Consider the following 12514-nt stretch of genomic DNA (forward strand, 5'->3'; position numbering starts at 1 on the left):
CACTCCTGACATACGGTTGTCATTTTATGCAATTAGTTTTGATAAAAATTACAAATCATCTAATTCTGGTCGTTATGGTCAATCTATTTTTTATTTATTCTGCAAAGAAATACCAAAATCTCATTCCTATGAAAAATGAATCAAGTGTAGTGGAAGTCGTATTATTTGATATTAATCAAGGATATTCAAAAGAAGAAGCGACACAGGCACTTAAGTCATTAAATGAAGTGATTAAATTATACTATGGTTTTATTGAAAGAACTACTGCTTTTAATGAAGCTGGTAAATACATTGATATTATATATTGGAAGAACATGAAATCTGCAAAAGAGGCTGCAAAAGATATGGTTAAAAACCCTGAGGCTCAAGAAGCTTTCAAAGTTATTAAACCAGAATCTATACAGATGTTTCATTTTAATTCCTTTAATCAATATGAGGGATAATATGGATACTTTCCTTTTTGTAAATTTAACAGCGTCATTTTTTAAATTTATATGATACCAGAACACATAGTAAATAGAAAAGGAGCAAGAAGTTTTAAAGATCTTAATCCTGAGGTTATTGAGTACCTTAATAGAGGCTTGATTGAAACAGCTAATCTAATGGAATGGTTAGCTGTAGATCAGTTAAAATTACTTAAGTTGATTCTGAATGAATTAGACAAATCTGATTGGTATGATAGTTTTTATGAAGCTGTTTCTGCACAGAAAAAACCTTCGGCTAATAGTAATACTAAAGTAATCGGGACAACTTTTTTACAACTAACAGAAGATGATAACATACTAAAACATCTAGCTTCTCATAAATCTGATGTGCCAAGATGTTGGGCAGCTTATTGGGCTGGTTGTAAAGAAACTGAAATCACTAAAAAACTAAATGCCGTTAAACCTTATGCAGCAGACCCACATTTTGGAGTTAGAGAGGTAGCTATTTTTGCATCCAAAGAAGGTATTATTAAAGATTTAGATAAAGCAATTACTATTTTGTCTGATTGGACGATGGACAAGGATGAAAACATTAGAAGATATGCCATAGAAACCACTCGCCCTATAGGTGTATGGACCAAAAAGATTGATGAACTTAAAGAAAATCCAGAAAGGGGAATTGGTTTATTAGAGCCTTTAAAGTCCGATAGTTCAAAATATGTACGTGATTCAGTGGGAAACTGGCTTAATGATGCCAGTAAAACAAGATCAGATTGGGTGACTTTTGTCTGCAAACAGTGGGAAAAAGATTCTAACACTAAGGAAACAAAATATATTATCAAAAAAGCTCTGCGTTCTATTAATAAATAGTTTTACAACCATGTGATTATTTAAAAAACTTAATAAATTAGTTTAATGTTATTAAAACAGAAAAAAACCAATTAAATTTTTATTAAATAATTATTATTACATAATCTTTTTAAGATAAATCAGACAAATTTGTGATAGCTTTTTCATAGTTTTAAACATATTTTTATAATTATAAATATGTAAAAAAATTATACTGTTTTTTTAATGAAAATTCTTCACACAAGTTTTGAATGTTATCCAATAGCAAAAGTAGGTGGTTTAGCTGATGTTGTTGGAGCTCTACCTAGATATCAGAATGAGCTGGAAAACCAATCTTCTGTAATAATGCCTTATCATGATAATAGCTTTACTCAGCAACATAATTTTAAAGTTATTTACAAAGGTAAACTCACTTTAGGTTCTTTAGTTTATGAATTTTCTGTTAGACAGTTAACATCAAAGGATCTTGGTTTTGACTTATATACAATACACACTGGTAGATTATTGGATAGACAAAATGTTTATGGATATAAGGATGATACAGAACGCTTTATTGTTTTTCAAAAAGCAGTATTAGATTGGTTGCAAAACATTGAAGAAAAACCAGATATTATTCATTGCCATGATCACCATACAGGTTTAATTCCTTTTCTAATGACTCATGGAGAGCCTTATGAGTCCCTTAGAAGTATTCCAACCATATTGACCATACACAATGCACAATATCAAGGACAAATATCTTATGATAAATTACATTATTTACCATCATTTGATAAAAATAAAATTGGGCTATTAGATTGGAGTGGGTGTATTAATCCATTGGCATCAGCAATAAAATGTGCTTGGAAAGTAACCACCGTATCGCCTAGCTATATGAAAGAACTTCAGGTAAGAGCCAATGGGTTAGAAAATTTATTGTCTCAGGAAAAAAACAAATCTGTTGGCATTCTTAATGGCATAGATGCTGAACATTGGAATCCTAAGACAGATAGTATGTTGGTCAAAAATTATTCTTTTAACAATCTGATCACAGGTAGAAAAGCTAATAAAAAATGGCTTTGTGAAGAATATGAACTAGATATTAATCGTCCATTATTTGCTTTTATTGGAAGATTAGTAGGAGAGAAGGGAGCTGATATTTTACCTGAGATCATTACAGAAACCATAAATAATACTAATGCTTGTGTATTTATGTTGGGTTCTGGAGATCCTGCTGTAGAAAAACAATTAGAAGAACTAAAAAAACAATTTCAAGGAAGATATAATGCTCATATTGGGTATGATGAAGAATTATCACATAAGATATATGCCGGAGCAGATTTTTTATTAATGCCGTCAAGGGTAGAGCCTTGTGGACTAAATCAGATGTATGCATTACGATATGGAACAGTACCAGTAGTCAGAAGAGTTGGGGGACTCAAAGACACTGTTGTTGATATAGGGGATAACGGTTTTGGAATATGCCATGATCAAGTGTTGGTATGGGATGTTTGCTATTCAATTAAAAGAGCAATCAACCTATATAATGACCAGGAACATTATAAGAAGATACAAAAAAAGATCATGAAAATCGATCATTCCTGGAATCGATCAGCGCAAGAATACGTAGATTTATATAACTCCCTTATTCAACTAAAATGATAAACAAAAAAGTATTAGCAATTATTCTGGGAGGAGGACAAGGTACCCGATTGTCACCTCTAACTGACCAACGTTCCAAACCAGCGGTATCTATAGCCGGAAAATACAGATTAGTAGATATCCCAATTTCCAACTGTATCCATTGTGATATTAAACGAATGTTTGTACTCACTCAATTTAATTCGGCTTCGCTTAATCGGCATATCAAAAACACCTATATCTTTAGTTCATTTAGCGATGCTTTTGTTGATGTTCTTGCCGCAGAACAAACCCCTGATAATAAAACTTGGTATCAGGGTACAGCCGATGCTGTTAGACAATCTATGCACCATTTATTAAATCACGAATTCGAATATGCGTTGATACTTTCGGGAGATCAGCTTTATAAAATGAATTTTAATGAAATGCTCGATGCACACATTAGTAAAGGTGCAGATATATCTATTGCGACACTACCAGTCAAACCAAAAGAAGCAACACAATTTGGGATCTTAAAAACAGATGAAGAAAGTTTCATTTCATCTTTTACGGAAAAACCAAGCTTGGATAAGCTTCCCGGTTGGGAATCTGAGGTAAGCGAGGAAATGGAAAAAGAGAATCGTAGATATCTTGCCTCTATGGGGATATATATATTCAATAGACAATTATTAATCGATATTTTGTCTGATCCTAATACTGTTGATTTTGGAAAAGAGATAATACCTCAATCCATAGGAAAACATAAAGTATTGGCTTATCAATATGAAGGATACTGGACAGATATAGGAACGATACACTCCTTTTATGAAGCTAACTTGGGTCTAACTGATGATATTCCAAAATTTGACCTGTTTGATACCTCTACAAATATATTAACAAGGCCACGTATATTACCGCCTTCTAAATTATCAGGAACTCAGATTGACAAAGCTATGATAGCAGATGGATGTATTATTAATGCTAAAAAAATAGAAAATTCAGTTATTGGGATTCGTTCTAGGGTTGGTAAAGATAGTGTAATGCAAAACACATACATGATCGGCAGTAATCAATATCAGAATCTGGATGAAATCCAGAATGATTTGAATAATGGAATACCGTGTATTGGTGTGGGTGAAAATTGCCAGATTAGTAATACTATAATTGACAAAGATGCCAGAATTGGTAATAACGTGGTTATTAAAGGAGGGGATCATCTAGAAGACACTCATGAAGAATCTTATGTTATAAAAGATGGCGTGGTGGTGATCAAAAGACGAGCTATTATTCCGGATGGATTTGAACTGAATTAAGACGTCTAATTTCCTTTTTTATATTTTTTTTAAGAAAAAAACTCAAGGCTCAATTTTTCGAAAACGTTATTGTTTATAAATTCTTACATTTCTCTTTAAAATCGCACAATTTACAGCCTTGTTTTCCGAAATAAATAATAAATTGGGAATGCTTTTACCAAAACACTAAAAATCAATCATTTTAATTTATAATTTTTCATGTTAAATCAGGAACGTGTTATCATTGAAAATGTAACTCCAGAACTTAATAATGGAGTTTTTTTTATCAAAAGAATAGTTAATGAAAAAGTCAATATCACCGCTGATATTATTGGTGACGGACATGATATTGTTCAGGCAGGTGTACGATATAAACATGAAGGTGAACGAAGCTGGAAAGAGACCCGAATGCATCACATAAATAATGATTCATGGAATGGGTGTTTTACAGTCGAAAAACAAGGATATTATTCATACCAAATCCAAGGATGGATCGATTATGCTTTAAACTGGCAACATGGTACCAAACGTAAGATTGAAGATAATCAAAATGTAAAATCCGAATTATTAGAAGGAAGAGAATATTTAATCCCTCTACAAAAAAAAGCAAGTACTAGTGAAAAAAAATACATCTCTAAATTATTGGATATATTTCAGGATGCATCACAATATGAAAATGCAATAGCTGAAGCTAAAAGTGATACATTGCATGATCTATTCTATAAGTATCCTTCTAAAGGATTAATGGCTACTTATCAGGATCTAAAAGTTTATGTTGATCGAGAAAAAGCTCGTTTTAGTACGTGGTATGAATTCTTTCCTCGTAGTGCTGCAGAAGAAGAAGGTAAACACGGAACGTTTAAAGATTGTGAGCGATTATTACCAAGAATAGTCGAAATGGGATTTGATGTGCTTTATTTTCCCCCTATACACCCAATAGGTGAAGTAAATCGAAAAGGGAAAAACAATACCACAGAAGCATTAAAAGAAGATGTAGGGTCACCCTGGGGAATTGGTTCTATAGACGGTGGCCATACTAGCATTCATAAAAAATTAGGATCTTTAGAAGATTTTAAGAACCTGGTAGCTAAAGCTAAAGAAATGGGGCTTGAGATAGCTATGGATTATGCTTTACAGGCTGCACCTGACCACCCTTGGGTAAAAGAGTTTCCGGAATTCTTTAAATGGCGACCGGACGGAACTGTGCAGTATGCCGAAAATCCTCCTAAAAAGTATCAGGATATTCAGCCTATCTATTTTGATACCAAAGAGTGGAAGAAAATGTGGAAAGAACTACTGGATGCTGCCATGTTTTGGATTGAAGAATGTGATATCAAAATTTTCAGAGTAGATAATCCACATACCAAACCGTTTCATTTCTGGGGTTGGTTAATTAGTGAGATTAAAAAGAAGCATCCCGATGTTTTATTCTTAAGTGAAGCTTTTACAAAACCAAAGGTGATGCAGCAATTAGCTAAACAAGGATTCACTCAATCCTATACATACTTCACCTGGCGCAATAGTAAACATGAGTTAATTGAATATGTTAATGAATTGACATCTACAGATCAAAAAGAATATTTCAGACCAAATTTCTGGCCTAATACTCCAGATATTAATCCATATCATTTACAAGGAGCTAATGAAGCTATGCATATTATCAAATATTCTTTAGCTTCTACATTAAGTTCTAATACAGGAATTTATGGCCCTGTATTTGAACAAATGGTTTCAAGTGCTATTCCAGGTAAAGAAGAATACTTAGATAGTGAAAAATACCAATTACGCCATTGGGACTGGAATATCAAAAATAAACTAATTACACTAATCACAAGTATAAATCATATACGTAAAGAAAATCCCGCTCTACAACAAACTAACAACATTAAGTTTTGCCATATCGAAAATGATCAACTCATTGCGTTTTATAAATATAACGATGATAAAACCAACGAAGTGATGATTGTTATCAATCTAGACCCCCATTACTCTCAACAAGGACATGTACAATTACCATTACACGATCTGGGTATTCACGCAGGCCATGGTATAGAAGTACACGACTTGATTACCAAAAGTAGTTATCACTGGAATAATGAATGGAATTTTGTTGAACTACATCCCGCTATGCCTATGCACATATTCAAAATTAAAAAATGATGTAGTATGACGACAGAGACCAAACCCAAAAAAGATCTGAATGATGAGTATGTATACAAATCTGAATGGTCAGAATTATTTACAAATCCACAATTTATAGAAGAGTTATGTGAAGATATTCTGGAACCCTATATCATTACCAAACGCTGGTATGGTGGTAAAGCAAGTGCTTTAAAATATATAGAACTAATAGATCATTTTAAGATAGAAGATGATAATGATTTGTTTTATGGTTTGGTTTTGGAAGTAAATTTCAGAGAAGCTTTTGTTCAGAATTATTTTATACCTATCGCCCTAGTTACGGATCAAAATTTTTCTCAGAATGATATTATTACTAAAATACAACTTAATGAAACTCACGGTTTTCTTGTAGACGCTACACTTTTGGAGTCATTTAGAAAGCAAATTTTTGATAAAATCCTGGAGGGAGCTAAAACTAAATACAAAGGTCTGGAATTTAGGAGAGGTCGTGGCTGTAAGGACTCGGAATATATTTCTTCTCGTTTTTTGGGAGCAGAACAGAGTAACACTTCTATAATTTTTAATGATAAATATATTCTCAAGATATTCAGGAGAATATTCACGGATCAAAATCCTGACTATGAGATCAATAAATATTTAACAGATAAAGGAGTATTTAAGAATACCCCAAAATATAGCGGTAGCATTACTCTACGGTTTTCTGATAAGAATGTTATTACACTGGCTTTAATGCAGCGTTTGGTTCCTAATGAAGGTGATGCTTGGGAATACTTTCTAGCACAACTGAAAGATATTTTCAAAAAACTAAGTGAAATACATCCTGATGTCAGCAAGGTCAAACCTGTTGGCATGTTCGATAAGATTGACACAAGTATTATTCCTAAAGAAATAATGGAATATTGTCCTGTAAGTTTCTTTGAAGATATTGATCAACTTGCATTACGTACGGCGCAAATGCATGTAGCTCTGGGACTGGAAAGAATTAATACACAATTTACACCTCAGGTATATAGCACTGATTACTCTGTTTGGTTAAAAAATCGATTAATTTATCAGTTCGAAAATCGTGTGAATTTAGTTGAAAACAGCCTACATAAACTAGAAGGAATGCGTTTAGAACTAGCTCAGGAGTTTTTGGATCGAAAAAAAGAAATTCGCAAACGGTTATTAGACTTTGATGAAAGTAAGTTAAAAGGAGAACGTATTCGTATTCATGGTGATTACCATCTTGGACAGGTATTAGTCAGCGATGGGGATTTTTATATCATCGATTTTGAAGGTGAGCCAGAAAGTACTATTAGAGATCGCAAAGTAAAGCAACCACCTCTAAAAGATGTTGCTGGTATTTTTAGATCATTTAACTACTCTGTATATTCTACCATATTCAACAATATGGAGGATTTTCGGTACAGTCAGGAAGAATTATTTCATTTTGCAGAAGTATTATATAGTTATATGGTTGCTGTTTTCCTTAGGAGATATGTAAAATATGTGCAATCTCACAATCTTAGTATAGGATATAAAAAAGAAATACAATTTGTCCTAAACTACTGTTTGCTGGAAAAAGCGGTATATGAACTAGGATATGAACTTAATAGTAGGCCAAGATGGGCTGTAATTCCTTTAAAGGGAATTTCAAAAATTATAAATAGCTAAAGCTAAAATATGAGTAAGGTAATTGTACATAGTTTTTTTTCAGAATTTGATATTAATCTTTTTAAAGCGGGTAAACATTATCGTTTGTATGAAAAATTCGGATCACATATCACGACCGTAGATGGTGTAGAAGGCACATATTTTGCGGTTTGGGCACCTTCTGCAAAATCAGTCTCTGTAATCGGAGACTTTAATTACTGGATAGAGGGAGAACATCAACTTAATGTACGTTGGGATGAATCAGGGATTTGGGAAGGTTTTATTCCCGGTGCCGGAAAAGGTAGTGTATACAAGTACAAAATACAATCTAACAACAATGATATTAAGACTGAAAAAGCAGATCCTTATGCCAGACGCTGTGAACACCCACCAAAAACAGCTTCTGTAGTTTGGGATGATTCATATAAATGGGATGATGCTAAATGGATGAAAAAACGCAAAAAGAATAACGCTATTGATGCTCCATTTTCGGTATACGAAGTACATCTTAGTTCTTGGAAGAAAAAAGTAGAAGATAATAACCGCTCTTTATCATATACAGAATTAGCAGATGAATTGGTAGATTATGTAAAAGAAATGCAGTTTACCCATGTAGAGCTTATGCCTATTATGGAGTATCCTTACGACCCTTCTTGGGGATATCAATTAACAGGTTATTTTGCACCTACCTCACGTTTCGGATATCCTGAAGAGTTTAAATTACTAGTGGATAAATTACACCAAAACGATATCGGAATTATTTTAGATTGGGTTCCTTCACATTTTCCAGAAGATGCTCATGGACTAGGTTTTTTCGATGGATCCTGTCTTTATGAACACCCTGACAAAAGAAAAGGATATCACCCAGATTGGAAAAGTTTGATCTTTAATTATGGCAGGAATGAGGTAAAAAGCTTCCTTATTAGTAACGCAATTTTCTGGTTAGATCAATATCACGCTGATGGGCTGAGAGTTGATGCAGTAGCTTCTATGCTGTTTTTAGATTATTCCAGAGAGGATGGGGAATGGGAACCTAATATCTATGGAGGAAGAGAAAACCTGGAAGCTATAGCTTTTATGAAGGAACTAAATGAAGAAGTGTATGCCAGTTTTCCTGATGTGCAGACCATTGCAGAAGAATCAACATCATTTCCTATGGTATCCAAACCTACATATCTTGGAGGTTTAGGTTTTGGAATGAAATGGATGATGGGATGGATGCATGATACGTTACAATATTTTGCAAAAGAACCTATCTACCGCAAGCATCATCAAAATGATCTAACTTTTAGTATGACATATGCATTTACAGAAAATTTTATGCTTCCATTATCCCACGATGAAGTTGTTTATGGTAAACGCAGTATTATAGGTAGAATGCCGGGTGATGAATGGCAGCAATTTGCCAACTTAAGATTACTATACAGTTATATGTTCACACACCATGGCGCAAACCTACTCTTTATGGGAGCTGAGTTTGGGCAAAGAGAAGAATGGGATTTCCAAAGTAGTCTTGATTGGCATTTACTGCAGTATGATTATCACTCCGGAATAAAAAAACTGATTACTGATCTTAATAAATTATATAAGAAACAACCTGCCTTATATGAACAGCAATTTAGTGCTTCAGGTTTCGAATGGATTAGTTATGATGATCATGAGAACTCTATTGTAGCTTATATCAGAAAAGGTAATGATGAAGAAAATTCGCTTATTATGGCATGTAATCTTACTCCGGTTCCTAGATCAGGTTATCGTATCGGGCTTCCTAATGCGGGCAAATTGATTCAAGTATTTAATAGTGATGATAAAAAATATGGAGGTAGCGGAGTTTCTAATAAAAAAGAAATACAGATTGATCATATCGGTTGGAATCATCGTGAATATTCAGCTGAAATTATGATTCCTCCTCTTGGAGCTATTGCATTCAAAATTGAAAAATAATAATGTTTTTTACCAAAAAATTTAAGATTAATTCCTGTGTAGTTTAAACAATTGTTAATTCATCAGTAATTCAAACGTTTTCGTAATTTTTTCTTAATAAATAGTAGTAAAAAACGTTTTTAATTTCCGCTAGATATTGTTCTTTTACGTTACATAGAATGAAAAGAAACTAGCACTAGAAAAAGAGAATTACTATGATTATTAATACTGAATTAGAGAATAAAGGAAACTTGTTTCCGGGTAAGATAATTTCCTTTTCGCAGAATGTCGATAAAATCAACTTTACCACAGAAAATGGGGTTATTTTACAAGTAACTATATTAAGAGGGAGTGTTATTCGCTTTAGGTATGCTACCGATAATAATTTTGAAAAAGATTTCTCTTATGCTATAAGTGAAAATGGTGCTAGAGGATATAGCATGTTAGAAGTTGAAGAAAAGGATAAAGAATATGTTATTATCACTTCAAAAATAAACATCTCTATTGCCAAAGAGAATATTCACGTTACTATAACTGATAAAGAAGGAAATATCATTTGTAAAGATGATTGGGGATTCCACTGGGAGCAAAGCTATGAATATGGTGGTAACATCGTTAAAATGAGTAAAGCCGCACCTCAGGGGGAGTGTTATTATGGACTGGGCGATAAACCTATGCACCTTAATCTTAAAGGAAAACGAGTTGAGAATTGGGCTACGGACCAATATGCCTTTGGTAAAGATCAGGACCCTATATATAAAAGTGTTCCTTTTTATATTGGGATGTATGAAGAACGTGCATATGGGATATTTTTTGACAATACTTTTAGAACATTCTTTGATTTCTGTCACGAGAGACGTAACGTAACCAGCTTTTGGGCACAAGGGGGAGAAATGAATTATTATTTCTTCTATGGACCTAATATGCAGGATGTAGTGACAAGATATACAGATTTAACCGGTAAACCAGAATTACCTCCATTATGGGCTTTAGGTTATCATCAGTGTAAGTGGAGTTATTATCCGGAAAGTAAGGTTAAAGAAATCACAGGCAAATTTAGAGAGCTTCAGATTCCTTGTGATGCTATTTACTTAGATATTGATTATATGGATGGTTTCAGGTGTTTTACTTGGAATAAAGAATATTTTCCAGACCCAAAACGTATGGTCGAAGAATTAGCCGAAGATGGATATAAAACTGTTGTTATTATTGATCCTGGAATTAAAATTGATGATCAATATTCAGTTTATACGGAAGCAATGGACAAAGATTATTTCTGTAAAAGAGCAGATGGTCCTTATATGAGAGGTAAAGTATGGCCAGGAGAATGTTATTTTCCAGATTTTACCAATCCTGAAGTAAGAGAATGGTGGGCAGGATTATTTAAAGAAATTATAGATGAGATAGGAGTGAAGGGAGTTTGGAATGATATGAATGAGCCGGCAGTTATGGAAGTTCCCGGTAAGACTTTTCCGAATGATGTGAGACATAACTATGATGGGAATCCTTGCAGTCATCGCAAAGCGCATAACATTTACGGTACTCAAATGGCTAGAGCAACCTACGAAGGAATTAAACGATTTGCTTATCCTAAACGTCCGTTTGTAATCACCAGATCAGCATATTCAGGAGCACAGCGTTATACTTCATCTTGGACCGGCGATAATGTAGCAACCTGGGAACATTTATGGATTGCTAATATCCAGGCTCAACGGATGAGTATGAGTGGTATGTCTTTTACCGGTAGTGATATTGGCGGTTTTGCAGAGCACCCAACGGGAGAATTATATGCCAGATGGATACAATTAGGTGTATTCCATCCATTCTGTCGTACACATTCTTCTGGAGATCATGGTAATCAGGAACCCTGGACATTTGGAGAAGAAGTAATTGATGTGACCAGAAAATACGTGGAGCTACGATATCAGTTATTACCATATTTATATACAATGTTCTGGGAGTATGCGGAAGATGGTATTCCTATGCTTAAGTCGTTGGTTTTATATGATCAAATGGATACTCAAACCCACTACAGAACAGATGAGTTTATTTTTGGAAATCAAATATTAGTTTGCCCTGTACAAGAACCAAATGCTAAGGGAAGAAGGATGTATATTCCACGAGGAAACTGGTATAATTACTGGACAAGGGAATATGTAAAAGGAGGTATGGAGCAATGGGTAGATGCCGATTTGGATACTATTCCTATGTTTATTAAAGAAGGTGCTATAATTCCTAAATACCCGATACAACAATATGTTGGTGAAAAGAAGATTGAAGAATTAAAGCTCGAGGTATACTATAAACAAGGAAACAAAGAAGTATCTAAAGTATATGAAGATGCCCAAGATGGATATGATTATGCCAAAGGAAGATTTAGTCTTAGAAGTTTTTCGGTTACCGGAAAAGAAAACGAAGTAATCATCCAACAACACAAAAACGGCACATACATTACAGAGTATGAAAATATGAGGATAGAATTAATCGGCTTACCGTTTAGTATTAGAGAAATAGAAATTGACAATGTAGTAGTAGAACTAAAGCGTGTACACTTTGATTCTAAAACCAATACAATTGTGGTTCCGAAAGACTTTACAGAGCTTCACATTGTTGCCTAATAATTTAATACTCGGGATATAAATGTAGTTG

8 protein-coding genes are annotated in these 12514 nt (G+C 33.7%); all 8 read left to right on the forward strand.

The window, feature by feature from the left end; all coding sequences use genetic code 11:
* Nucleotides 1-74 precede the first annotated feature (74 nt).
* The 8 genes from J8M14_RS05180 to J8M14_RS05215 all read left to right on the forward strand — a co-directional run bounded on the left by J8M14_RS05180 (nucleotide 75) and on the right by J8M14_RS05215 (nucleotide 12483).
* Nucleotides 75-443 carry a hypothetical protein gene (locus J8M14_RS05180; protein ID WP_211073514.1) on the forward strand — a complete coding sequence of 123 codons (369 nt, stop codon included), beginning with the start codon at nucleotides 75-77 and terminating at the stop codon, nucleotides 441-443.
* Nucleotides 444-494: 51 nt separating this feature from the next.
* Entirely contained in the window at nucleotides 495-1295 is an 801-nt protein-coding gene (locus J8M14_RS05185; RefSeq protein WP_211073515.1) for a DNA alkylation repair protein, read from the forward strand.
* A gap of 204 nt (nucleotides 1296-1499) precedes the next feature.
* Nucleotides 1500-2915 (forward strand): glycogen/starch synthase, encoded by a 1416-nt coding sequence (locus tag J8M14_RS05190; protein ID WP_211073516.1) that lies wholly within the window; start codon nucleotides 1500-1502, stop codon nucleotides 2913-2915.
* The gene (locus tag J8M14_RS05195; RefSeq protein ID WP_211073517.1) at nucleotides 2912-4186 is read left to right on the forward strand and encodes a glucose-1-phosphate adenylyltransferase; all 1275 of its coding nucleotides are present in this window, start codon (nucleotides 2912-2914) and stop codon (nucleotides 4184-4186) included. The genes J8M14_RS05190 and J8M14_RS05195 overlap by 4 nt, the downstream gene beginning before the upstream one ends.
* Nucleotides 4187-4384: 198 nt before the next feature.
* Nucleotides 4385-6325: an alpha-1,4-glucan--maltose-1-phosphate maltosyltransferase gene (locus tag J8M14_RS05200; RefSeq protein ID WP_211073518.1), complete on the forward strand. Its 1941-nt coding sequence runs from the start codon at nucleotides 4385-4387 to the stop codon at nucleotides 6323-6325.
* A gap of 6 nt (nucleotides 6326-6331) precedes the next feature.
* On the forward strand, nucleotides 6332-7963 hold the full coding sequence (locus J8M14_RS05205) for a phosphotransferase (RefSeq protein WP_211073519.1): 1632 nt from the start codon (nucleotides 6332-6334) through the stop codon (nucleotides 7961-7963).
* Nucleotides 7964-7972: 9 nt separating this feature from the next.
* The gene (gene glgB, locus J8M14_RS05210; protein WP_211073520.1) at nucleotides 7973-9886 is read left to right on the forward strand and encodes a 1,4-alpha-glucan branching protein GlgB; all 1914 of its coding nucleotides are present in this window, start codon (nucleotides 7973-7975) and stop codon (nucleotides 9884-9886) included.
* Between the two features lie 194 nt (nucleotides 9887-10080).
* Nucleotides 10081-12483: a glycoside hydrolase family 31 protein gene (locus J8M14_RS05215; RefSeq protein WP_211073521.1), complete on the forward strand. Its 2403-nt coding sequence runs from the start codon at nucleotides 10081-10083 to the stop codon at nucleotides 12481-12483.
* Nucleotides 12484-12514 lie beyond the last annotated feature (31 nt).

This window comes from Aquimarina sp. MMG016, assembly GCF_018100805.1.
Taxonomy (GTDB): Bacteria; Bacteroidota; Bacteroidia; order Flavobacteriales; family Flavobacteriaceae; genus Aquimarina.

Excerpts from the sequence above, each read along its gene's own strand:
- J8M14_RS05180 (WP_211073514.1), top strand. The coding sequence starts at position 75 with ATGGTCAATCTATTTTTTATTTATTCTGCAAAGAAATACCAAAATCTC.
- J8M14_RS05190 (WP_211073516.1), top strand. The coding sequence starts at position 1,500 with ATGAAAATTCTTCACACAAGTTTTGAATGTTATCCAATAGCAAAAGTA.
- J8M14_RS05185 (WP_211073515.1), top strand. The coding sequence starts at position 495 with ATGATACCAGAACACATAGTAAATAGAAAAGGAGCAAGAAGTTTTAAA.
- J8M14_RS05205 (WP_211073519.1), top strand. The coding sequence starts at position 6,332 with ATGACGACAGAGACCAAACCCAAAAAAGATCTGAATGATGAGTATGTA.
- J8M14_RS05215 (WP_211073521.1), top strand. The coding sequence starts at position 10,081 with ATGATTATTAATACTGAATTAGAGAATAAAGGAAACTTGTTTCCGGGT.
- J8M14_RS05200 (WP_211073518.1), top strand. The coding sequence starts at position 4,385 with ATGTTAAATCAGGAACGTGTTATCATTGAAAATGTAACTCCAGAACTT.
- glgB (WP_211073520.1), top strand. The coding sequence starts at position 7,973 with ATGAGTAAGGTAATTGTACATAGTTTTTTTTCAGAATTTGATATTAAT.
- J8M14_RS05195 (WP_211073517.1), top strand. The coding sequence starts at position 2,912 with ATGATAAACAAAAAAGTATTAGCAATTATTCTGGGAGGAGGACAAGGT.